Origin of the sequence: Pseudomonas koreensis (assembly GCF_025447595.1) — a bacterium.
In the GTDB taxonomy this organism is placed as follows: Bacteria; Pseudomonadota; Gammaproteobacteria; order Pseudomonadales; family Pseudomonadaceae; genus Aquipseudomonas; species Aquipseudomonas koreensis_H.
Genome location: NZ_JAOEJU010000002.1, coordinates 393,401 through 416,917 on the forward strand (window position 1 = coordinate 393,401; position 23,517 = coordinate 416,917).

Annotated in this window: 21 protein-coding genes; 15 read left to right on the plus strand and 6 right to left on the minus strand. The window is 61.6% G+C overall.

Annotated elements, in window-relative coordinates; genetic code table 11:
* The first annotated feature begins 77 nt into the window (after positions 1-77).
* The 4 genes from N8H71_RS05625 (at position 78) to gcvP (ending at position 6,375) form a co-directional block, all read left to right on the plus strand.
* Positions 78-1,694: an ABC transporter permease gene (locus N8H71_RS05625; RefSeq protein ID WP_262193225.1), complete on the plus strand. Its 1,617-nt coding sequence runs from the start codon at positions 78-80 to the stop codon at positions 1,692-1,694.
* Positions 1,695-1,851: 157 nt separating this feature from the next.
* The gene (gene gcvT / locus N8H71_RS05630) at positions 1,852-2,934 is read left to right on the plus strand and encodes a glycine cleavage system aminomethyltransferase GcvT (RefSeq protein ID WP_262193226.1); all 1,083 of its coding nucleotides are present in this window, start codon (positions 1,852-1,854) and stop codon (positions 2,932-2,934) included.
* 49 nt (positions 2,935-2,983) lie between these two features.
* Positions 2,984-3,367, plus strand: coding sequence for a glycine cleavage system protein GcvH (gene gcvH / locus N8H71_RS05635; protein WP_262193227.1), 384 nt, complete (start codon positions 2,984-2,986; stop codon positions 3,365-3,367).
* A 134-nt stretch (positions 3,368-3,501) separates the two neighbouring features.
* Positions 3,502-6,375 carry an aminomethyl-transferring glycine dehydrogenase gene (gcvP, locus tag N8H71_RS05640; RefSeq protein WP_262193228.1) on the plus strand — a complete coding sequence of 958 codons (2,874 nt, stop codon included), beginning with the start codon at positions 3,502-3,504 and terminating at the stop codon, positions 6,373-6,375.
* A gap of 200 nt (positions 6,376-6,575) precedes the next feature.
* On the opposite strand, the gene N8H71_RS05645 is transcribed toward gcvP, so the two are convergent.
* From N8H71_RS05645 to N8H71_RS05655, 3 genes are all read right to left on the minus strand, one after another.
* Positions 6,576-6,893, minus strand: coding sequence for a DUF2388 domain-containing protein (locus N8H71_RS05645; RefSeq protein WP_007951791.1), 318 nt, complete (start codon positions 6,891-6,893; stop codon positions 6,576-6,578).
* 69 nt (positions 6,894-6,962) lie between these two features.
* Positions 6,963-8,747, minus strand: coding sequence for a GspE/PulE family protein (locus tag N8H71_RS05650; protein ID WP_262193229.1), 1,785 nt, complete (start codon positions 8,745-8,747; stop codon positions 6,963-6,965).
* A 90-nt stretch (positions 8,748-8,837) separates the two neighbouring features.
* Positions 8,838-9,176 carry a hypothetical protein gene (locus N8H71_RS05655; RefSeq protein ID WP_129973008.1) on the minus strand — a complete coding sequence of 113 codons (339 nt, stop codon included), beginning with the start codon at positions 9,174-9,176 and terminating at the stop codon, positions 8,838-8,840.
* A gap of 126 nt (positions 9,177-9,302) precedes the next feature.
* Here N8H71_RS05655 and N8H71_RS05660 point away from each other — a divergent pair, with 126 nt between their 5' ends.
* Positions 9,303-9,773: an Lrp/AsnC family transcriptional regulator gene (locus N8H71_RS05660; protein WP_007951785.1), complete on the plus strand. Its 471-nt coding sequence runs from the start codon at positions 9,303-9,305 to the stop codon at positions 9,771-9,773.
* Between the two features lie 85 nt (positions 9,774-9,858).
* On the opposite strand, the gene N8H71_RS05665 is transcribed toward N8H71_RS05660, so the two are convergent.
* Complete coding sequence (locus tag N8H71_RS05665; protein ID WP_262193230.1) at positions 9,859-11,229, minus strand: inorganic triphosphatase; 1,371 nt, start codon at positions 11,227-11,229, stop codon at positions 9,859-9,861.
* A gap of 156 nt (positions 11,230-11,385) precedes the next feature.
* Here N8H71_RS05665 and argE point away from each other — a divergent pair, with 156 nt between their 5' ends.
* Both argE and argA read left to right on the plus strand, forming a co-directional pair.
* A complete protein-coding gene (gene argE, locus N8H71_RS05670; protein ID WP_085605996.1) occupies positions 11,386-12,534 on the plus strand; it encodes an acetylornithine deacetylase in 1,149 nt (382 codons plus the stop codon).
* Between the two features lie 135 nt (positions 12,535-12,669).
* Complete coding sequence (gene argA, locus N8H71_RS05675; protein WP_007951778.1) at positions 12,670-13,968, plus strand: amino-acid N-acetyltransferase; 1,299 nt, start codon at positions 12,670-12,672, stop codon at positions 13,966-13,968.
* Between the two features lie 81 nt (positions 13,969-14,049).
* On the opposite strand, the gene tauA is transcribed toward argA, so the two are convergent.
* Positions 14,050-15,039, minus strand: coding sequence for a taurine ABC transporter substrate-binding protein (gene tauA, locus N8H71_RS05680; RefSeq protein WP_431768302.1), 990 nt, complete (start codon positions 15,037-15,039; stop codon positions 14,050-14,052).
* 365 nt (positions 15,040-15,404) lie between these two features.
* On the opposite strand from tauA, the gene N8H71_RS05685 reads away from it, so the two are divergent.
* The 8 genes from N8H71_RS05685 to N8H71_RS05720 all read left to right on the plus strand — a co-directional run bounded on the left by N8H71_RS05685 (position 15,405) and on the right by N8H71_RS05720 (position 22,697).
* On the plus strand, positions 15,405-16,748 hold the full coding sequence (locus N8H71_RS05685; protein WP_262193231.1) for an OprD family porin: 1,344 nt from the start codon (positions 15,405-15,407) through the stop codon (positions 16,746-16,748).
* 308 nt (positions 16,749-17,056) lie between these two features.
* The gene (locus N8H71_RS05690; RefSeq protein WP_262193232.1) at positions 17,057-17,695 is read left to right on the plus strand and encodes a peroxiredoxin; all 639 of its coding nucleotides are present in this window, start codon (positions 17,057-17,059) and stop codon (positions 17,693-17,695) included.
* Positions 17,696-18,009: 314 nt separating this feature from the next.
* Entirely contained in the window at positions 18,010-18,603 is a 594-nt protein-coding gene (ssuE, locus tag N8H71_RS05695; protein WP_011336454.1) for an NADPH-dependent FMN reductase, read from the plus strand.
* Positions 18,604-18,704: 101 nt separating this feature from the next.
* Positions 18,705-19,685, plus strand: a complete 981-nt coding sequence (locus tag N8H71_RS05700) for a sulfonate ABC transporter substrate-binding protein (protein WP_011336453.1) — start codon at positions 18,705-18,707, stop codon at positions 19,683-19,685.
* Between the two features lie 25 nt (positions 19,686-19,710).
* A complete protein-coding gene (gene ssuD, locus N8H71_RS05705; RefSeq protein WP_262193233.1) occupies positions 19,711-20,859 on the plus strand; it encodes an FMNH2-dependent alkanesulfonate monooxygenase in 1,149 nt (382 codons plus the stop codon).
* 9 nt (positions 20,860-20,868) lie between these two features.
* Complete coding sequence (gene ssuC, locus N8H71_RS05710; protein ID WP_007953525.1) at positions 20,869-21,651, plus strand: aliphatic sulfonate ABC transporter permease SsuC; 783 nt, start codon at positions 20,869-20,871, stop codon at positions 21,649-21,651.
* Entirely contained in the window at positions 21,648-22,454 is an 807-nt protein-coding gene (gene ssuB / locus N8H71_RS05715; protein ID WP_102685820.1) for an aliphatic sulfonates ABC transporter ATP-binding protein, read from the plus strand. Before ssuC ends, ssuB begins: the two co-directional genes overlap by 4 nt.
* 27 nt (positions 22,455-22,481) lie before the next feature.
* Positions 22,482-22,697, plus strand: coding sequence for a TOBE domain-containing protein (locus N8H71_RS05720; RefSeq protein ID WP_007953520.1), 216 nt, complete (start codon positions 22,482-22,484; stop codon positions 22,695-22,697).
* A 183-nt stretch (positions 22,698-22,880) separates the two neighbouring features.
* Here N8H71_RS05720 and N8H71_RS05725 read toward each other — a convergent pair whose 3' ends face one another.
* Positions 22,881-23,513, minus strand: coding sequence for a TetR/AcrR family transcriptional regulator (locus N8H71_RS05725; RefSeq protein WP_262193234.1), 633 nt, complete (start codon positions 23,511-23,513; stop codon positions 22,881-22,883).
* Positions 23,514-23,517: the final 4 nt, after the last annotated feature.

Sequence of the window (23,517 nt, forward strand, 5' to 3'; positions counted from 1 at the left end):
GACAGCGTGACGCAGAGCGTCACAGAATGTGTGCCCACGCAGAGCGTGGGCACAATCATTTGAACGAGACTGTTTCCTTGGCCCACCCCGCCCAACGCCGCTGGTACCCCATCGTCTTCGCCATCGCCGCGTTGGTGCTGCTCCCCCTCAGCGTGCTCCTGCTCTCATGGCAAACCATCGACCACCAGATCTGGTCCCACCTGTGGGAAACCCAGATGCCGCGTCTGCTGGGCAACACCCTGACACTGGTCTTTGGCGTCGGCATCGGCGTGACCCTGCTGGGCGTAAGCCTCGCCTGGCTCACCAGCCTCTGCGAATTCCCCGGCCGCCCCTGGCTCGACTGGGCGCTGATGCTGCCGTTCGCCATCCCGGCCTACGTGCTGGCGTTCGTCTTCGTCGGCCTGCTGGATTTCGCAGGCCCCGTACAAACCCTGCTGCGAGAATGGTTCGGCACCGGCCTGCGCCTGCCACGAGTGCGCTCCACCGGCGGGGTGATTCTGGTGCTGGTGCTGGTGTTTTATCCCTACGTCTACCTGCTGGCGCGCACTGCGTTTCTCGCGCAGGGCAAGGGATTGATGGAAGCCGCGCGAGTGCTCGGCCAGTCACCGTGGCAAGCATTCTGGCGTGTGGCATTGCCGATGGCGCGGCCGGCCATCGGTGCCGGTGTTGCGCTGGCGTTGATGGAAACCCTTGCGGATTTCGGCGCAGTCTCGGTGTTCAACTTCGATACCTTCACCACCGCGATCTACAAGACCTGGTATGGCTTCTTCAGCCTGCCCAGCGCCGCGCAACTGGCCAGCCTGTTGCTGCTGGTGGTGATGCTGGTGCTGTACGGCGAACGTCGCGCGCGCGGCGCCAATCGGGCAAGCAACGAGCGGCCAAGGGTCAAGGCGTTGTATCACCTGCGCGGGCCAAAAGCCTGGGCGGCGACCGGCTGGTGCGGTCTGGTGTTCGCCTGCGCGTTTGTCATTCCGGTGCTGCAACTGGTGGTGTGGTTCTGGCAGCGCGGGCGATTCGATCTGGATGAGCGCTACGCGGGACTGATTCTGCACACCCTGTATCTGGGCGGCATGGCGGCGTTGATCACGGTCAGCGTGGCGATGTTGCTGGCATTCGCCCGGCGTCTGGCGCCTACCCGGACGATCAATTCCGCGGTCGGTCTGGCCAATCTCGGTTATGCCTTGCCGGGCTCGGTGCTGGCGGTGTCGATCATGCTCGCGTTCAGTTATCTGGACCGGGAGCTGGTGATTCCGCTGTCCGGCTGGCTTGGCGGGGCGGGCAAACCGTTGCTGCTGGGCGGTCTGGCGGCGTTGCTGCTGGCGTATCTGGTGCGGTTCGTGGCGGTGGCCTATGGGCCGCTGGAAAGCAGTCTGGCGCGTATACGGCCATCTTTGCCTGAAGCGGCACGTAGCCTGGGCGTCAGCGGGCCGCGACTGTTTTTCAAAGTGTATCTGCCGTTGTTGCTGCCCGGCACGCTCAGCGCGGCGTTGCTGGTGTTCGTCGATGTGCTCAAGGAAATGCCCGCGACCCTGCTGATGCGCCCGTTTGGCTGGGACACACTGGCGGTGCGGATCTTCGAAATGACCAGCGAAGGCGAATGGGCGAGGGCTTCGTTGCCGGCGCTGACCCTGGTATTGGTCGGTCTGTTGCCGGTTATTGGTTTGATCCGGCGCTCGGCGCACAGAAACACTTAGTCGTCAGTCCTGAATCATGCGGCTACAATGCGCGGCATTCGGTGCGGTCCGTCTGACAGACCCTGTCGCTGAAATCGGCTGAAAGCCCTTTTTTACAGGGTTTTCCGATCCGTGCAGCAGCGCTCCGCACCTTCGCCACGCCCGGAAGGAGAAACCCATGGGACAGCGTACGCCTCTGTATGACCTGCATCTCGCCCTCGGCGCGAAGATGGTCGATTTTGGCGGTTGGGACATGCCCCTGCATTACGGCTCGCAGGTCGAGGAGCACCACGAAGTGCGTCGCGATTGCGGGGTTTTCGATGTTTCCCACATGACCGTAATCGATGTCGCGGGGCCCCAGGCCAAGGCCTGGCTCCAGCATTTGCTGGCCAATGACGTCGAACGCCTGCACAGCCCCGGCCGTGCGTTGTACAGCACCATGCTCAACGAGCGCGGCGGTATCGTCGACGACATGATCGTCTATCGCCTCGACGATGGTTATCGTCTGGTGGTCAACGCCTCCACCCGCGATCAGGATCTGGCCTGGATGCAGGCGCAACTCCCCGGCTTCGACGTGCATCTACACGAGCGTACGGATTTGGCGATGCTCGCCATTCAAGGCCCCCATGCCCGGCACAAGATTGCCGAACTGGTGACCCAGTCCCGCGCCAATCTGATCCAGATGCTCAAGCCTTTCGAAGGCCACGTCGACGGCGACTGGTTCATTGCGCGCACCGGCTACACCGGTGAGGACGGCCTGGAAATCGCCCTGCCAGCCGATCAGGCCCCCGGATTTTTCAACGATCTGGTGGGCGCCGGCATTTCCCCTATCGGCCTCGGCGCCCGCGACACGCTGCGGGTCGAAGCCGGCATGAACCTTTACGGTCAGGACATCCACCAGGACGTTTCGCCACTGGCCTCGAACATGGCCTGGAGCATCGCCTGGGAACCGGCCACGCGCCGGTTCATCGGTCGTGATGCGCTGGAAGCGGAAAAAACCGCCGGCGTGCAGCACAAACTGGTCGGCCTGGTGCTTGAGGAACGCGGTGTTTTGCGGGCCCATCAGGTGGTTCGTATCGCTGATGTTGGCGAAGGGGAGATCACCAGTGGTAGTTTCTCTCCTACGCTTAGCAAGTCGATTGCCCTGGCGCGTGTACCGATGGCGACTGCCGACCGCGCCGAAGTGGAAATCCGTGGCAAGTGGTATCCGGTACGAGTGGTCAAACCGACCTTTGTCCGTCACGGCAAAACCTTGATCTAAACCTTTTCCGGCGGGCACGACCGCTGACAATTTCTTGAGGACACCGAGCATGAGCAACATCCCAGCTGAACTGCGTTTTGCCGAAAGTCATGAATGGGCGCGTCTGGAAGCCGACGGCACCGTCACCGTGGGCATCAGCGATCACGCCCAGGAAGCGTTGGGTGATGTGGTGTTTGTCGAGCTGGCAGAAGTGGGCAAGGTATTCGCCGCCGGTGATGCGGCTGGTGTCGTCGAGTCGGTCAAGGCCGCTTCCGACATCTACTCTCCGGTCAGCGGTGAAGTGTTCGCGGTCAACGAAGAACTGGCGGATTCGCCTGAACTGCTGAACGAAGACCCGTACACCGCGTGGATCTTCAAGCTCAAGCCAAGCGACAAGGCCGAGCTGGACAAGCTGCTCGACGCTGCCGCCTACAAGGCTGCCATCGGCGAATAAGCTGCAGGCGAGATCCCAAAGCCCCGACCCGTCGGGGCTTTTTTCTGCCCGGGACTTTTGCCGTCGGGGTGGCTGCTATGCTGGTTTGACCGTGTTGCATTGACGCCGAGCCGCCAGCCAAGAGAGAGCCCGTCATGTCCCAGTTGCCATCCCTGAGCCAGTTACGCGATCCCCATGCCTTTCTGCGCCGCCACCTCGGCCCCGATGCCGCCGAGCAACAGGCGATGCTCGACAGCCTCGGTCTCGGCAGCCGGGTCGAGCTGATCGAACAGACCGTGCCGCCGGGCATTCGCCTCAACCGCGAGCTGGACCTGCCGCCGGCGCTGGACGAACAGGCGGCGCTGGCAAAGCTGCGCGGTTACGCCGAGCAGAACCAGGTCTGGACCAGCCTGATCGGCATGGGCTACCACGGCACCCTGACGCCGACCGTCATCCTGCGCAACGTGCTGGAAAATCCCGGCTGGTACACAGCCTACACGCCTTATCAACCGGAAATCGCCCAAGGCCGGCTCGAAGCGTTGCTCAACTTTCAGCAACTGACCATCGACCTCACCGGCCTTGAGCTGGCCAACGCTTCGCTGCTCGATGAAGCCACCGCGGCGGCGGAAGCCATGGCCCTGGCCAAACGTGTGGCGAAGTCGAAAAGCAATCTGTTCTTCGTCGACGAAAACTGTCATCCCCAGACCATTTCCGTGGTGCAGACCCGCGCCGAAGGCTTCGGCTTCGAGCTGATCGTCGACACTGTGGATAACTTGAAGCAGCACCAGGTGTTCGGCGCGCTGCTGCAATACCCCGACACCCACGGCGAGATCCGCGACCTGCGGCCGCTGATCGATCACCTGCACGCGCAACAGGCGCTGGCGTGCGTGGCGGCCGATCTGCTCAGTCTGTTGCTGCTGACCCCGCCGGGCGAGTTGGGTGCCGACGTGGTGTTCGGCTCATCCCAACGCTTCGGCGTGCCGATGGGTTACGGCGGTCCGCACGCGGCGTTTTTCGCCAGTCGCGAGGAATACAAACGGGCGATTCCCGGACGGATCATCGGCGTGTCGAAAGATGCCCGCGGCAACGTCGCGCTGCGTATGGCCCTGCAAACTCGCGAACAGCACATTCGCCGGGAGAAGGCCAATTCGAACATCTGCACCGCCCAGGTCTTGCTGGCCAACATCGCCAGTTTCTATGCGGTCTATCATGGCCCGGACGGGCTGAAACGAATCGCCCAGCGCGTGCACCGACTGACCTGCATTCTCGCCGCCGGGCTTGAACGCCATGGCATCAAGCGCCTCAACCAACACTTCTTCGATACCCTCACGCTGGACGTGGGCGGGGCGCAAACCGCGATCATCGAAAGCGCCCAGGCCGCGCAGATCAACCTGCGCATTCTCGGTCGTGGCCAACTGGGTCTGAGCCTCGACGAGGCCTGTGATGAAAACACCGTGGCCAGACTGTTCGATGTGCTGCTGGGCGCCGATCACGGGTTGAGCGTCGATGATCTCGACGCCGAAACGCTGGCCTGCGGCATTCCCGACACGCTGCAACGCAGCACGCCGTACCTGCGTCACCCGGTGTTCAACGCCCACCACAGCGAAACCGAGATGCTGCGCTACCTCAAGCAACTGGAAAACAAGGATCTGGCGCTCAACCAGTCGATGATTCCACTGGGCTCCTGCACCATGAAGCTCAACGCCACCAGTGAAATGATCCCGATCACCTGGCCGCAATTCGCCAATCTGCACCCGTTCGTGCCCCGGGAGCAGGCCGTTGGTTACACGCTGATGATCGAGGAACTGGAACGCTGGCTGTGCGCGATCACCGGGTTCGATTCAATCTGTATGCAGCCCAATTCCGGTGCACAGGGCGAGTACGCCGGGCTGCTGGCTATCCGCAAATACCACGAGAGCCGCCAGCAGGGTGGACGCGACATCTGCCTGATTCCTTCGTCGGCCCACGGCACCAACCCGGCCTCGGCGCAGATGGCCGGGATGCGCGTGGTGATTGTCGAGTGTGACGACGCCGGCAACGTCGATCTGGAGGACTTGAAAGCCAAGGCGTCCGAGGCCGGGGCCAAGCTGTCGTGCCTGATGGCGACCTACCCGTCGACCCATGGCGTGTACGAGGAGGGCATCAGCGAAATTTGCGAAGTTATCCACAAGCATGGCGGTCAGGTGTACATGGACGGCGCCAACCTCAACGCTCAGGTCGGGCTGGCGCGGCCGGCGGACATCGGCGCCGACGTGTCGCACATGAACCTGCACAAGACCTTCTGCATTCCCCACGGCGGGGGCGGGCCGGGCATGGGGCCGATTGGCGTGCGTGCGCATCTGGCACCTTTCGTTGCCAACCATCCGGTGATCCCGATCGACGGGCCGCAACCGCAGAACGGTGCGGTCAGCGCCGCACCATGGGGCAGTGCGAGCATTCTGCCGATCAGCTGGATGTACATCGCGATGATGGGGCCACAACTGGCGGATGCCAGTGAAGTGGCGATCCTCGCGGCGAATTACCTGGCGCAGCACCTGTCCGGTGCTTTCCCCGTTCTGTATACCGGTCGCAATGAGCGTGTCGCCCACGAGTGCATTCTGGATCTGCGGCCGCTGAAAGCGCAGACCGGCATCAGCGAGGAAGACGTCGCCAAGCGCCTGATGGATTACGGCTTCCATGCGCCGACCATGTCGTTCCCGGTGCCGGGCACCTTGATGGTCGAGCCGACCGAGAGTGAGTCCAAGGCTGAACTGGATCGCTTCATCGGCGCCATGTTGAGCATCCGCGCAGAAATCACCGAGGTGCAGAACGGCAACTGGCCGGCCGAGGACAACCCACTCAAACGGGCCCCGCACACCCTGGCCGATATCACCGGCGTGTGGGAACGGCCATACAGCATCGAGCAGGGCATCACGCCGGATGCGCACACCAAGGCGAACAAATATTGGCCTGCAGTGAACCGGGTCGATAACGTCTACGGCGACCGCAACCTGTTCTGCGCCTGTGTGCCGGTGGACGATTACCGCTGATCTTTTGCGTATACCTCGACCCTGTGGGAGCGAGCTTGCTCCGGGCGGCGATCCGACGAAAACGGTGTATCAGTCAACAAAGATGTTGAATGAGCATTCGCTTTCGCGGGCAAGCCCGCTCCCACAGGGGGCTATGGTGAATTTGAAATTGCGGGCAAAAAAATGCCGCTCATTGTGAGCGGCATTTTTTGTTGAGCCTCTTATTCCGACGCCACGGCGTTCTTCGCCAGAATCGCGTTCGCCAGTTCCATGTCCGTTGCCTGCAGGCCCGGATTGTCGGCGCGGACTTTCTGCATCGCGGCTTCCAGGTACGGGCCACGGATGCCGCCATCGCTGGCGACGAAACTGCCAGCATCGTCCTGGGCGGCAACGATCAGTTTGTGATCCTTGAAGGTCAGGTAGGTCGAGCCGGTGGTCGCACCGGACGAAATGACGTTACGCCAAAAGCTGTCGGCCATTGCCGAACCGACGGGCAGAGACAGCAGGGCAAGGGTGGCGACAGCAAGTTTGAGACGCATGTTGGGTGACTCCACTGGTGTTGAATAACCGGTTGGATCGCCGTTTCCCCGATCCGGTTCCGTGAGCGGCTATTTCTGCTCGCTCTGTGGTGTCACCCGCAACACTTCTTCAATCGTCGTCAGCCCGGCCGCGATTTTCTGTGCGCCGGACAATCGCAGGCTGCGCATGCCTTCCTTGAACGCCTGACGACGGACTGCGGTGAGGTCGGTGTCGGGGCTGATCAAGGCCTTGAGGCTGTCGCTCAGTTGCATGATTTCGTAGACCCCGGCGCGGCCGTGATAACCGGTGTCGCGGCACTCCAGGCATCCGATGGCCCGTTGCGCATTGCCCGGCAGCGGCGCCTGCCACGGCCGGGTCAGGGTTTGCCAGTCTTCTTCATCAAGAGTCAGCGGTGCCTTGCAGTGCGGGCATAGTGTTCGCACCAATCGTTGCGCCATGACGCCAAGCACGGTGGCCTTGATCAGGTAATGCGGCACGCCGAGTTCCAGCAGGCGGCTGATGGCGCTCGGCGCGTCGTTGGTGTGCAGGGTCGAGAGCACCAGGTGCCCGGTCAACGCCGCCTGGATCGCCATTTCGGCGGTTTCCAGGTCGCGGATCTCGCCGATCATGATGATGTCCGGGTCTTGCCGCATCAGCGCGCGCACGCCGGCGGCGAAGGTCAGGTCGATGTTGTGCTGAACCTGCATCTGGTTGAAGGCCGGCTCGACCATCTCGATCGGGTCTTCGATGGTGCAGAGGTTGACCTCCGGGGTCGCCAGCTTTTTCAGTGTGGTGTACAGCGTCGTGGTCTTGCCGGAACCGGTCGGGCCGGTGACCAGGATGATGCCGTTGGGCTGGCGCGTCATGTCTTGCCAGCGCCGCAGGTCATCGGCGGAAAAACCGAGCTGATCGAAATCCTTGAGCAGCACCTCCGGGTCGAAGATCCGCATCACCATTTTTTCGCCGAAGGCGGTGGGCAGGGTCGACAGGCGCAGCTCGACCTCGCCGCCGTCCGGGGTTTTGGTCTTGACCCGGCCATCCTGGGGTTTGCGCTTCTCGGCGACGTTCATCCGGCCAAGGCTTTTCAGGCGGCTGACGATGGCCATCGTCACCTGCGGCGGAAACTGATAAACGTTGTGCAGCACGCCATCGATGCGAAAACGCACCGTGCCTTGCTCGCGCCGGGGTTCGATGTGGATATCGCTGGCCCGCTGCTGGAAGGCGTACTGGAACAGCCAGTCGACGATGTTGACGATGTGCGCGTCATTGGCGTCCGGCTCCTGATCGCTGGCGCCGAGGTTGAGCAGTTGTTCGAAGTTGCCGAGGTTGCCGCTCTGCGCATCGGCATTGCTGGCGCCGCTGACCGATTTGGCGAGACGAAAGAATTCAACGCTGAAACGCTGAATGTCCGCCGGGTTGGCCACCACCCGTTTGATCGGCAGCTTCAGGACATGGGTCAGATCCGCCTCCCAGCCGCTGACGTAAGGCTGGGCGCTGGCCACGGTGACCGCGTCGCGGTCGACCGACACTGCGAGGATCTTGTGGCGCTGGGCAAAGGCATAGGACATCAGCGGCGTGATGGCGGCGACGTTGATTTTCAGCGGATCGATCCGCAGGTACGGCTGGCCGGCCTGCTGCGCCAGCCACAGGGTCAGGCTTTCCAGGTCGAGGTGTTTGCCCGGACGGCTGAGGTCGTCCAGTTGCTGGCTGGCGATGAATTCCAGCGGGTGCTTCTGGCCGTGGGCGGCATGTCGGCGACGGGCATTCAGCGCCTGCTCGGCCGAGTCCTGGCAGATGAAACCCTGGGCGACCAGTTCACGCAGTACCTCATTGAGATCCAGCCAGCGGTCCTGAGTGGCGAGTTGAACGGACATGCGGGCTCCTTTTGAACGACAGTGCGCAAAGGATAGTCGTGGCCCCGCCGACCGTTGGGCCACTACCCGACGAAGACGTTTCGGTTCTTGTCAGCCGGCCGCCTGCGCCGGCGCATCCCACGCCGCGTCGGGGTTTTGCAGGTTCACCGAGCAGACGCTGATCAGGTTACGAAGTTTTTCCGCGATCACCTGGGCGCGGTGCCAGCTCAGGCCGCTCATGACGATGTCGATCGACAGCAGATCGTCCAGCCGCTGGACATTGACTTGTTCCGGGGTGAGGCACTGCAAGGCGAACAGGTTCAGCACCCGCACCAGCAAATCCGGCTCCGCCTCGGCCAGGATCTGATACTGCGCAAGGCAATGGGCGTTGCTGGCGTTCCACACATCGGCACGGGGCGCAGGGGTGTTGACGGCTTCGAGGTGTGGCATGGCAGGTCTCCGGAATCAGTGGAGGAATTTTTACATTCGATGCCGGGCATTTCTTATCTAAGATGGGCTGATTACGCGATTGATCGGATAGATCAATTCGTCATTTGAAGATTTTGAGGATTATTTATGCACAGCGAGCTGGACAGCTACGACCGGCGCATTCTCGCCCTGCTGCAAGAGGACGCTTCCTTGTCCAGCGCACAGATCGCCGAACAGGTCGGCCTGTCGCAATCGCCGTGCTGGCGGCGGATTCAACGGATGAAGGAGGAGGGGATCATTCGTGGTCAGGTGACCTTGCTCGATCGCAAGAAGATCGGCCTGAACACGCAGATCTTCGCCGAGATCAAACTTAACGCCCACGGCCGTTCGAACTTCACAGAGTTCACCGAGGCGATTCGCGGCTTTCCCGAAGTGCTGGAGTGTTACGTGCTGATGGGGGCGGTGGATTTTCTGTTGCGGATTGTCGCGGCGGACATCGAGGCGTATGAGCGGTTCTTCTTCGAGAAGCTGTCGCTGGTGCCGGGGATTCAGGAAGTGAACTCGATTGTGGCGTTGTCGGAGATCAAGTCGACGACGAGTTTGCCGGTACTGCGCTGAATGTGCTGGCCTGATCGCTAGCAGGCTGGCTCCCACAGTTGGAATGCATTTCCCTGTGGGAGCGAGCCTGCTCGCGAAAGGGGTGTTACATGCGCAGCAGCATTTTCCAGGCGCGATTCTGGTACACCGCAATCGCCTGATGCTTGCGCGCATCGAGCAGCTCGTCAGTGATGGTCGGCTCGTTGGCCAGTTGCGCCAGTTTGTTCAGCTCGCCGTACAGGCGATCCATTTCCGGGATTTCCAGCACGTTGCGCGCGTGGTGCAGCCAGACCTGGATGCGCTCGATGCGCGGCAGTTGCTCGGCCAGATCTTCCGGCTGCTGCTGATAACGCTGCAATTGCAGCGAAGTGGCTTCTTCGCCCAGCAGGCGCGGCAGCCAGCTTTGCAACTGCGCGGCACCCTGGCGATTGCCACGGGTGTTGCGGTCAGCCGTCCAGGTGCGCGCCAGCAACCAGCGCGAAGCGTTCAGCGAGAACAGGCCCCAGCGCGGGTCTTCCAGTTCTTCCAGGAACTGCTCCGGCGCGGCTTTGCGCACGTCTTCGTCTTCGATGCCGACCTGCACCAGCGGGCGCCAGTCTTCCAGCAGCGCATCCAGCGCAACGCGCAGGTCGTGGGTCGACTGACGCGGTGCAGCCTGGCCGAGGCTGCTCAGCAGGGCGCGCATTTCTGCGAGGTTTTCGACCCAGTCCTGCAGCAGGCGCCAGTGGCCGTTGAAGCGATACTGTTCGGCCAGACGCTGGCTGCTGCCCAGCAAGTGCCAGGCCAGGGCGGTGAAGGCGTCGTCCAGCGGAGTTTCAGCGGTGATGGTCGGCGCCGGCAGGCTCAGCGAGTAGCTATTGGCGTCATACAGGCGATAGCCGCGTTCGGCCTTGCTGATGTCGCACGGCATCAGGGCCAGGGTTTCGGCCAGTTCGGCGGCCAGTTCCAACAGCGCGGCAGGCTCGCCTTCGCGCAGTTCCAGTTCCAGCTCGCAGATTTCTTCTTTCTGCTTGCCGACCACCACGTGGCCCAGGTCCAGCGCGGCTTCGATGACCACTTTGGTCTTGCCACGACCCCAGGCGATTTCGGCACGCTCGCGGACGAAATCGGTGGTGAAGATCGGCTTCAGGGTTTTCTTGTCGAGCTCGGCGAGGGACTCGGGCCAGCATTCGCCGTCGAGTTTCTTTACGTCGAGCTTGGCTTTGGGCAGGTTCCAGTCGTACTCATTACGCTCGGACAGGCCGGCGACGCTCTGGCCGCGGGTTTTGAGGGTCTGAATCACCTCTTCGCCGTCCTTGCGCAGGCGCAGGGCAACCTTGGCCCGGGCCAGGTCACGCTCGGGCGTGTCGAAGTACTGATTCATCAACTCACGGCGTTCCCAGCCACTTTTGTTGCGTTTTTTCAGGAGAGGGTGCTCGCGCAGGGCGGCGAGGGTTTCGCGGCTGACGCGGAGTTTGATTTCGGTTTCTTTCTGCATGGCCGGAAAATCCAGGATCGGGAGCGCAGCCGGGGGAATGTGTGGCTGCCAAGGTCGTGCAGTGTACAGGACTGAACCTTCCTACGCTTTGCGGCGGTTTATTCTCGGCGCCGGATGGTTCTATGATGAACCTCAATCCGGGAGTTGGAGTCAGCGATGCCTTTGCCGTCCATGCAAGACCAGTTCGCTGCACTGATCGCCGCGCCGTCGGTCAGTTGCACCCAGCCGGGCCTCGACCAGTCCAACCGGGCAGTGATCGATCTGCTCGCCGGTTGGCTTGGCGACTTGGGGTTCAGTTGCGACATCCAGCAAGTCAGCCCCGGAAAATTCAACCTGCTCGCGAGTTTCGGCAGCGGCCCCGGCGGGCTGGTGCTGGCAGGGCACAGCGACACGGTGCCCTACGACGATGCGCTGTGGAAAACCGATCCGCTGAAGCTCACCGAAGTCGACGGCCGCTGGGTCGGTCTCGGCAGTTGTGACATGAAGGGCTTTTTCGCCCTGATCATCGAAGCCGTGCAACCGCTGCTCGATCAGCCGTTCAAGCAACCGCTGCTGATCCTCGCCACCTGCGATGAAGAAAGCTCGATGTCCGGTGCCCGTGCGCTGGCCGAAGCGGGGCGACCGCTGGGCCGGGCGGCGGTGATCGGCGAGCCGACCGGGCTCAAGCCGATCCGCATGCACAAGGGCATCATGATGGAGCGCATCGATATCCTCGGGCAGAGCGGCCATTCGTCGGATCCGCGTCTGGGGCACAGCGCGCTCGAAGCGATGCACGACGCCATCGGCGAGCTGCGCGGCCTGCGCCTGCTGTGGCAGCGCGAATTCAACAACCCGCAGTTCAGCGTGCCGCAGCCGACCATGAACTTCGGCTGCATCCACGGTGGCGACAACCCCAACCGCATCTGCGGCCAGTGTTCGCTGGAGTTCGACCTGCGGCCGCTGCCGGGAATGGACCCCAAGCTCTTGCGCAGCGAGATTTTGCGCAGGCTCAACCCGGTCGCCGAACGCCATCAGGTGAAGATCGATTACGCGCCGCTGTTTCCCGAAGTGCCGCCGTTCGAGCAGGCCGAAGACGCGGAGCTGGTGCGAATTGCCGAAAAACTCACCGGCCACACGGCCGAAGCGGTAGCGTTCGGCACCGAAGCGCCTTATCTTCAGCGCCTTGGCTGCGAAACCATCGTGCTCGGCCCTGGCGACATCGCCTGTGCGCACCAGCCGGACGAGTACCTCGAAATGTCACGTTTGCAGCCTACCGTGCATCTATTGCGGCAGTTGATCGAACATTACTGTCTCAAAGCTGTATAAATTGCCCAAACACCCACCCGTATTCATGAGGAGAGCGCGCGTGTCGCCAAGCCTGTTCCGACGATAACCATCAGCCCGCTGTGCGTTTTCCGTTTCGCCCCTTTTCCGGCTGCTATTTATTACAGGCCCAGGTTCATGCCCGAATACGTCAATTGGCTTCGCCACGCGTCTCCCTATATCAATGCTCACCGCGATTGCACCTTCGTCGTCATGCTTCCGGGCGACGGTGTGGAGCATCCGAATTTCGGCAACATCGTCCATGACATCGTGTTGCTGCACAGCCTCGGCGTGCGGCTGGTGCTGGTTCATGGTTCCCGTCCGCAGATCGAAACCCGCCTCGCCGCACGCGGCCTGACTCCGCATTACCACCACGGCATGCGCATCACCGATGCTGCGACCCTGGAGTGCGTGATCGACGCGGTCGGCCAGTTGCGCATCGCTATCGAAGCGCGGCTGTCGATGGACATGGCTTCGTCGCCGATGCAGGGCTCGCGTCTGCGGGTGGCCAGCGGCAACCTCGTTACCGCGCGGCCGATCGGCGTGCTGGAAGGTGTCGACTATCACCACACCGGCGAAGTGCGCCGGGTCGACCGCAAGGGCATCAACCGTCTGCTCGACGAGCGCTCCATCGTATTGCTGTCGCCGCTGGGTTATTCGCCGACCGGTGAGATTTTCAACCTGGCCTGCGAAGACGTGGCGACCCGCGCTGCCATCGATCTGGGCGCCGACAAACTGCTGTTGTTCGGTGCCGACCTCGGTCTGATCGACGAAAACGGCAAACTGGTGCGCGAGCTGCGTCCGCAACAGGTGCCGGCGCACTTGCAACGTCTGGGCAGCAACTATCAGGCGGAACTGCTGGATGCCGCCGCCGAAGCCTGCCGTGGCGGTGTGGCGCGCAGCCATATCGTCAGTTATGCCGAGGACGGCGCGCTGCTGACCGAACTGTTCACCCGTGACGGTGGCGGTACGCTGGTGGCCCAGGAGCAATTCGAACTGGTGCGCGAGGCGGCGATTGAAGACGTCGGCGGTTTGCTCGACCTGATCAGCCCGCTGGAAGAGCAGGGGATTCTGGTGCGTCGCTCCCGCGAAGTGCTGGAACGTGAGATCGAGCAGTTCAGTGTGGTCGAGCGTGAAGGGATGATCATCGCCTGTGCGGCGCTGTATCAGATTGCCGATTCGGATGCCGGCGAGCTGGCGTGCCTGGCGGTGAACCCTGAGTATCGCCATGGCGGTCGCGGCGACGAATTGCTTGAACGCATCGAGACCCGTGCCCGGGCACAAGGCCTGAAAACCCTGTTCGTCCTCACCACCCGCACCGCCCACTGGTTCCGCGAGCGCGGCTTCGAGCCAAGCAGCGTTGAACGCCTGCCGGCGGCTCGGGCTTCTCTTTATAACTACCAGCGCAATTCGAAGATCTTCGAAAAGTCTTTGTGATGTGACGCCCTCATCGCGAACAGGCTCGCTCCCACAACGTTCACTGAGCCTGTGTGGGAGCGAGCCTGCTCGCGATAGCGTTTATTCGGCTACAAACTTCGCGCTGACATACGGCGAGTAGTCAGGCAGTACGTTCTCGACCTTGCCCTGTTCCTTCAAAAACTTCGCCGTCTCACCAATCGCCTTCGCCGTGCCGCCGTCCAGCAGCGCCGTGGTTTGTTGCGCCCTGGCGTCCGGGAAGGCCGAACCCGCGAGCAATTCCGGGACGTCGGCCGCGTTGGCACCGGTCAGTTTGGCGATTTTCTGCACAGGCACCGAGTCGGCCGTCCAGCTGTCTTTATGGGCGGCGTAATCAGCGAACGAGTCCAGGGTCACCTTGGCGAACTTGGCCACGACTTCAGGATGCTTCTCGGCAAAGTCTTTGCGTGCTACCCAGACTTCGAAGGTCGGCGCGCCCCACTGGCCGACCTGCGCGGCATCGGTCAAAGTCTTGCCGGTCTTGCGGATTTCACCCAGCGCCGGCGACCAGACAAAGGCGCCATCGATGTCGCCACGCTTCCACGCCGCCGCGATTTCTGCGGGTTGCAGGTTCACTACTTTGACTTTCGAGGTGTCCAGGCCCCAGTGCTTGAGTGCGCCAAGCAAGCTGTAGTGGGAGGTGGAGACAAACGGGGTGGCGATGGTCTTGCCAATCAGGTCTTCGGGTTTGTTGATGCCGCTGCCGTTACGCACCACCAGCGCTTCGGCGGCATTGATCTGTGCCGAAACGATGAAGGCAACGATTGGCAGATTGCGCGAAGCGGCTGCTGCCAGCGGGCTGGAGCCGAGGTTGCCGATCTGCACATCGCCGGAGGCAATGGCTGTCACAACTTCCGGGCCGCTGTTGAACCGGCGCCAGTCGATTTTTTCGCCGATGGTCTTCTCGTAGACGCCGTCGGCCTGGGGGACTTTGCTCGGGTCGATACCGGTCTGGTAGCCCACGGTGAGGTTGGCGGCATGGGCTGAAAAAGAAATCAGCGCCGACACACAAACTGTAACAAATTGACTAGATAGTGCGCGTTTGGCCATCATGGCGTCGCCTTTTCGATAGGGTTTGACGATTTGGGGTTGCGCCAAAGCTAATCGATCTAAAAAAAGGTCAACAAATACCATTTAGGAATGAGCTTAGTCGCCGATACGCTGTATCCCGGCTAGGATGGCCATCATCAGGCCATATGCCTTAAATGAATTAAAAAGAATCAAATAATTCTTTTTGGGTTTATCAGGAAGTCTTTACCCTGCAGGGACCAAATAACTGCGATTAGACCTTGGTCGTAGACACACAAGGTTACGATTGACTTGTCAGTCACGGTCTGGCGCTAATCGCGCATCTTAGGATCCAGGGGCATCAGACCCCGGACCAGGAACACAAGAATTAGAAACGAGAGGAGCGATACATGAACAAGTCCACCTTGGCCCTGGCCGTGGCCGTAGGGGTTATTGCGCAGCAGGCAGGCGCAGCCGGTTTCATCGAAGACAGCAAGGCCACCTTGGGGCTGCGTAACTTCTACATCAACACTGACAACCGTGATGGCGCTGGCGCCAACAAGAACGAAGAGTGGGGACAAGGCTTCGATCTGCGTTTCATCTCCGGCTACACCCAAGGCACCGTAGGCTTCGGTCTTGATGCTATCGGCCTGCTGGGCGTGCGTCTGGATTCGGGTGGCGGCACCAATGGTGCGACCGCAACTTCCTACGGCGGCACAGTGTTCCCGAGCGAGTCCAATGGCAAGGCCGTGGACAACTTCTCCAGCCTGGGTCTGACTGCCAAAGCCAAGATCTCCCAGACCGAACTGAAACTGGGCACCCTGCAGCCAAAACTGCCGGTGATCGTGACCAACGACGGTCGTCTGCTGCCACAAACCTGGCAGGGCGGCCAGATCACTTCCGGCGAAATCAAAGACCTGACCCTGGTCGGTGGTCAGATCGAAGCCGTGAAAGGCCGTAACTCCAGCAACAACGAAAACCTGTCCATCAGCGGCGCAAACAGCCGTGGCACTGGCTTCCGTGACAGCAACAAGTTCATCTACGCCGGTGGTGACTACAAGATCACCAAAGACCTGACTGCCCAGTACTACTACGGCAACCTGGAAGACTTCTACAAGCAGCACTTCCTGGGTCTGGTACACAACTGGGCTATCGGCCCGGGCGTATTGAAGTCTGACTTCCGTTACTTCAACAGCTCCGACGACGGCAAGAACGGCACTGATCCTGCGTACTTCAGCACCGGTAACTACACCGGCGTGCGTAACGGTCGTGGCGAAGTCGACAACAACCTGTACAGCGGCCTGTTCCTGTACACCGTTGAAGGTCACACCTTCGGTGGCGGTTACCAGGTTTCCAACGGCAGCTCCGACTTCCCTTGGCTGAACCAGGGCGACGGTTCGTCGAACTACACTATCACCGACATGCAAATCCAGAAGTTTGGCCGTGCCGGCGAGAAAACCTGGCAAGCTCGCTACTCGTATGATTTCGCTAAAGTCGGCGTACCTGGCCTGACCGCTGGTGTGGTTTACCTGAAAGGCGATTCGATCGACACCGTTGGCACCAATGGTCGCGAAAGCGCTTCGAACCGTTCCGAGTGGGAGCGCGACTTCACCATCGGTTACGTCGTGCCGGAAGGCCCGTTCAAGAACGTCGGCCTGATGTGGAAAAACGCTGTATGGCGCACCGACCTGCCGAACACCCGTTCGCAGGACGAAAACCGTCTGATCGTCAGCTACTCGATCCCGCTGCTGTAATAGCGCGCTCCTGCACTGATGTAAAAAGCCAGATGTAAAAAAGCCCCGTCCGGCATCGCGCCGGACGGGGCTTTTGCGTTTTCGGGTCCGGCTCACCCCCGTAAGCCTTTCCCGATGTTCCCCTCTTTACAGCAACTCAAGGCCTTCTCGAACCTTGAGGGCGATATTCGTCGCGATGCTGCGGGGCGTCCAGTGAACAGATGTTTAATATTCTATAAAGATATAAATATCTCGTTATTTATTCTTTTTAACGATGGCGAATCCCGAGCTACAGTTGAGGTCTCCAACCCCTTATCAGGAGCCGCACCATGAGCCTCAGACTTGGCGATATCGCCCCCGATTTCGAACAGGATTCCAGCGCCGGCAAGATTCGTTTCCACGAATGGCTGGGCGATAGCTGGGGCGTGCTGTTTTCCCACCCGGCGGACTTCACTCCGGTCTGCACCACCGAGCTGGGCTTCACTGCCAAGCTCAAGGACGAGTTCACCAAGCGTGGCGTGAAAGCCATTGCACTGTCGGTCGATCCGGTGGACTCGCACCACAAGTGGATCGAGGACATCAACGAAACCCAGAACACCATCGTCAACTTCCCGATCCTGGCGGATGCCGATCGCAAGGTGTCCGATCTGTACGATCTGATCCACCCGAACGCCAACGACACCCTGACCGTGCGTTCGCTGTTCGTGATCGACCCGAACAAGAAGATCCGCCTGACCATCACCTACCCGGCGAGCAGCGGGCGCAACTTCCACGAGATTCTGCGGGTGATCGATTCGCTGCAGCTCACCGACAACTACAAGGTGGCCACCCCGGCCAACTGGCAGGACGGCGAAGAAGTGGTGATCGTGCCGTCGCTCAAAGACGAAGACGAAATCAAGCAACGCTTTCCGAAGGGCTACCGCGCGGTGAAGCCGTACCTGCGCCTCACACCACAGCCGAACAAATAACCTTAGGGTAAAGCCGCCACCGCTTTCGCGAGCAAGCTCGCTCCCACTGGGGGGCTGCGTTTCAAATGTGGGAGCGAGCTTGCTCGCGAAGGCGTCGGCCTTTGCAACACGGAATTCAGAACCACGATGCAGGGTTTCAGGCCGTTTTCACGGCCTGTTTTTTTGCCCGTACGAAAGTGAAATGCATATCTCTATAAAGAATAACCAAATGAATAAATATGATTTATGGATATATGAATCAGCTGGTAAGGTCACTGACATCGAAGCGAGATCGCAACCCGCGAATCGCCTGTAACGCGCAAGGAATCGTCTGAATGCTGGTCGTCTCACTCGGTGGCAGTCCCAGTCAACGTTCCCGCTCCGGGGTGTTGCTGGAGCGCTCGCAACGCTGGTTGCAGCAGCAAGGGGTGGAAGTGGTGAGTTATCAGGTGCGGGACTTCCCGGCCGAAGACCTGCTCCACGCCCGCTTCGACAGCCCGAAGGTGCTCGACCTGCTGCAACAGATTGAAAACGCCGATGGCCTGCTAATCGCCACGCCGGTGTACAAGGCGTCGTTTTCCGGTGCCCTGAAGACCGTGCTGGATCTGCTGCCCGAGCGTGCGCTGAACCACAAGATTGTTCTGCCGATGGCCACGGGCGGCAGCATCGCCCACATGCTGGTGGTCGATTACGCCCTCAAACCCGTGCTGTCGGCGTTGAAAGCCCAGGAAATGCTGCAAGGGATTTTTGCCGAGGACAGCCAGATCGCCTACGGCGAAGGCAGTGCCCAGGCGCAGTTGGCGCCGGCGCTGGAGCAGCGGTTGCATGAAGCGCTGGACCAGTTTGTCAGCGCCATGGCCCGCCGGCCGAAGCCGCTGGAACCGGGGCTGTTGAACGAACGTTTGTTGAGTGCTCGCTGGAGCATTTAAGTCTGCTTTCTAGTCACATCGAAATTTGAAGTACTGGCCTTACTCGCCCGCCAACGGGCAAGCAGGTGCAGCCAAAACCCAACAGCAAAAAGGAGAGCGCTATGCGCACTGTATTTTTGCGTCGTGGTCTGGTCGCTCTGTTTGCTGCGGCTGTGTCCTTCGGCGCCATCACTCAAGCTCAGGCCGAGACGCTTCGGATCGGTTATCAGAAGTACGGCACGCTGGTGCTGCTCAAAGCCAAAGGCACCCTGGAAAAACGCCTCGCCGCACAAGGCGTCGACGTGCAATGGACTGAGTTCCCCGGCGGCCCTCAACTGCTGGAAGGCCTGAACGTCGGCTCGATCGACTTCGGCGTCACCGGCGAAACCCCGCCGGTGTTCGCTCAGGCCGCCGGCGCCGATCTGCTCTACGTCGCCTACGAGCCGCCAGCACCGAACAGCGAAGCGATCCTGGTGCCGAAAGACTCGCCGATCAAATCGGTGGCGGATCTCAAAGGCAAGAAAGTCGCCCTGAACAAAGGCTCCAACGTCCACTACCTGCTGGTGCGTGCGCTGGAAGACGCCGGCCTCAAGTACAGCGACATTCAAACCGTATTCCTGCCGCCGGCCGATGCCCGCGCCGCGTTCGAACGTGGCAGCGTCGACGCCTGGGTCATCTGGGATCCGTACCAGGCGGCCGCCGAGAAACAACTGCAAGCGCACACCCTGCGTGACGGCAAAGGCATCGTCGACAACCATCAGTTCTACCTGGCGACCAAACCCTACGCACAGAAAAATCCCGAGGTGATCAAGACCCTCGTGGAAGAAGTGCGCGCCGTCGGCGAGTGGTCCAAGGCCAACCCGGAAGACGTGACCCAACAGGTATCTCCGCTGCTCGGCCTGCCGGCAGACATCACCCTGACCTCGGTGAAACGCCAGGGCTACGGCGCGCTGTTTCTGACCCCGGAAGTGGTCGCCGCACAACAGAAAATCGCCGACACCTTCTACCAGCTCAAGCTGATTCCCAAGCCGTTGAGCATCAAGGACGTGATCTGGACCCCACCGGCCGCTGTGGCCCAAAGCTCGGTCACCCAAGCCCAGTAAATCGAATCCCCAAGGAGACCACTCCATGAGCCTCAACATCTTCTGGTTCCTGCCTACCCACGGCGACGGCCATTACCTTGGCACCGCCGAAGGCGCCCGCGCCGTCGACCACGGCTATCTGCAACAGGTCGCGCAAGCGGCGGATCGTCTGGGTTTCGGCGGCGTGCTGATTCCCACCGGCCGTTCCTGCGAAGACTCGTGGCTGGTGGCCGCGTCGCTGATCCCGGTGACCCAGCGTCTGAAGTTTCTGGTTGCCCTGCGCCCCGGGATCATTTCCCCGACGGTGGCGGCGCGTCAGGCTGCAACGCTGGATCGTCTGTCCGGCGGTCGTGCGCTGTTCAACCTGGTGACCGGTGGCGATCCGGAAGAGTTGGCCGGCGACGGTCTGTTCCTCGATCACGAAGCGCGTTATCAGTCCTCGGTGGAATTCACCCGGATCTGGCGCCGGGTGCTGGAAGGCGAAACCGTGGATTACGACGGCGAGCACATCAGCGTGAAGGGCGCCAAATTGCTCTATCCGCCGATCCAGCAACCGCGTCCGCCGCTGTACTTCGGCGGTTCGTCGGAAGCGGCGCAGGATCTGGCCGCCGAACAAGTGGAAATGGTCCTGACCTGGGGCGAGCCGCCCGCAGCCGTTGCCGAGAAGATCGAACAGGTGCGCGCCAAGGCCGCCAAGCTCGGACGCACCGTGCGCTTCGGCATTCGCCTGCATGTGATCGTGCGGGAAACCAACGCTGAAGCCTGGCAAGCGGCAGATCGCCTGATCTCGCATCTGGACGACGACACCATCAAACGTGCCCAGGCTTCGCTGGCGCGGTTCGATTCAGTCGGCCAGCAACGCATGGCCGCGCTGCACGGTGGCAGCCGCGACAACCTCGAAGTCAGCCCGAACCTGTGGGCCGGCGTCGGCCTGGTGCGCGGCGGTGCTGGCACGGCGCTGGTCGGCGACGGCCCGACCGTGGCTGCACGCGTGAAGGAATACGCGGATCTGGGCATCGATACATTCATCTTCTCCGGTTATCCACACCTCGAAGAGTCGTATCGCGTCGCCGAGCTGCTGTTCCCGCACCTTGACGTCGAGCGCCCGGAATTGCCGAAAAGCGCCGGTTACGTCAGCCCGTTCGGCGAGATGGTGGCCAACGACATTCTTCCCAAAGCCGCGTCCCAGAGCTGAGGCGCCGCCATGAAGAAATTTATCCACAGCCTCGCGCCCTGGGCGTTGCCGGTGTTGTTGCTGGCGGTGTGGCAGTTGTCGGTGTCGGCCGGTTGGCTGTCGACGCGGATTCTGCCGGCGCCGGTGGCGGTGATCGAAGCCGGCGTCAGCCTGGTGCGCAGCGGCGAAATCTGGACGCACCTGGCAATCAGCGGCTGGCGCGCCGCGCTGGGCTTCACCATCGGTGGCAGCATCGGCCTGGTGCTGGGTTTCATCACCGGCCTGTCGAAGTGGGGCGAGCGCCTTCTCGACAGCTCGGTGCAGATGATCCGCAACGTGCCGCACCTGGCGCTGATTCCGCTGGTGATCCTGTGGTTCGGCATCGATGAGTCGGCGAAGATTTTCCTGGTGGCATTGGGCACGCTGTTCCCGATCTACCTCAACACCTATCACGGCATCCGCAACGTCGACCCGGCGTTGGTTGAGATGGCCCGCAGTTATGGCCTGTCCGGTTTCAGCCTGTTCTGGCAGGTGATTCTGCCGGGCGCGCTGCCTTCGATTCTGGTCGGCGTGCGCTTCGCCCTGGGCTTCATGTGGCTGACGCTGATCGTGGCGGAAACCATCTCCGCCAGCTCCGGCATCGGTTACCTGGCGATGAATGCCCGCGAGTTCTTGCAGACGGACGTAGTGGTGCTGGCGATCCTGATGTACGCGGTGCTCGGCAAACTGGCCGACCTCGCGGCCCGTGGACTTGAGCGTGTGTGGCTGCGCTGGCATCCGGCCTATCAGGTTGCCAAGGGAGGTGCGGCATGACCGCTCAACAACCTCCACGCCTGCTGCGCGGAATTCCGCTGGCGGTGCGCAACCTGCAAAAGACCTTCGGCTCGCGGCAGGTGCTGCGTGACATCGATCTGCACATTCCGGCCGGGCAGTTCGTCGCCGTGGTCGGGCGCAGCGGTTGCGGCAAGAGCACTTTGCTGCGCCTGCTCGCCGGCCTCGATCAACCCACTGGCGGCGATCTGCTCGCCGGTGCTGCACCGCTCAGCGATGCGCGGGATGACACCCGGTTGATGTTCCAGGAAGCACGGCTGCTGCCCTGGAAAAAGATCATCGACAACGTCGGCCTCGGGCTCAAGGGCGACTGGCGCCCGCAAGCCTTGCAGGCGCTGGATGCCGTCGGCCTGGCGGATCGCGCCAATGAATGGCCTGCGGCGCTGTCCGGCGGGCAGAAGCAGCGTGTGGCGCTGGCCCGGGCGCTGATTCATCAGCCGCGTCTGTTGCTGCTCGACGAGCCGCTGGGCGCACTGGATGCGCTGACCCGAATCGAGATGCAGCAACTGATCGAACGTCTCTGGCAACAACACGGTTTCACCGTGTTGCTGGTGACCCACGACGTCAGCGAAGCGGTGGCGATTGCCGATCGGGTGATTCTGATCGAGGACGGCGAAGTTGGACTCGACCTGCAAGTGGAGCTGCCGCGCCCTCGGGTGCGTGGCTCCCATCGCCTGGCCGCGCTGGAAACCGAAGTGCTCAACCGTGTGTTGTCCCTGCCCGGCGAGCCGCCGGCGCCGGAACCCGTTTCACCCTTGCCTACGCAACTGCGTTGGGCTCAATAACTCAAGCAAACGACAGGAATCAATGCCATGACTATCAAAGCCATCAACGTACGCAACCAGTTCAAAGGCGCGATCAAGGAGATCGTTCTCGGCGACGTGCTGTCGGAAATCGACGTGCAGACCGCTTCCGGCATCGTCACGTCGGTGATCACCACCCGTTCGGTCAAGGAGCTGGAACTGGAGGTCGGCAGCGAAGTGATCGCCTTCGTGAAATCCACCGAGGTGTCCATCGCCAAGTTGTAAGGGCGTGGGACAAAAACAACCCCGAAGGGTGTGAGCCCTTCGGGGTTTTTTCATGGCTTGTGATCGGTGGTGCGACTTTCGCGAGCAGGCTCGCTCCCACAGGTTCAGTGCCACCCACCGATGTTGCGAGCGCCACAAATCCCTGTGGGAGCGAGCTTGCTCGCGATGAGGCCGGGGAGTGCGCTAGAGAATTCGCTTGGGCAGATACGGCGGCAGATACAGTCCGATATAGGCATCAAACACCCGCATGCCTTCCTCGGCCATGCGCGGGGTGATCTGTCCGTGCTGCTGCACCGAGCGGGCGTAGACCCGGTCGCCCAGTTCCATGGCCAGCGCAAACACGTCCACATCGTCCGGCAGTCGCGGCAGTTCGAAGTGATGGTCGAACAGCTTGTGCATCAGGTCACCCAGTTCGAGGTCATGCTGGCGGTCGGCCTGGGTGACTTCGGTAAGGCCGTGCTGGGCGAGGATCAACTGGCGTGCTGCGGCATCCTCGCCGTAGATCTCCAGCATCCGCTCTTCCACCAGGCGCGACAGGTCACGCCAGTCGCGCAGGGCATCGTGATCGATCGGCGCTTGCAGGCAGGCACGGAAGGCTGCGTGCACATCGGCCGTCAGCGCTTCGAGCAGCGCCGGGACGCTGGCGAAGAAGTGGTAGACCGAGGAGGGCGGAATCTGCGCGCGCTCGGCGACGCTGTAGATCGACAGACTGGCCACGCCCTCGGCAGCCAGCAAAATACGCGCGGCGTCGAGGATCGAGTCGATCCGTGCCTGGCTGCTGGCGCGGGGTTTGCGAGCGGGGGCGGGTTGCGTCATGTGA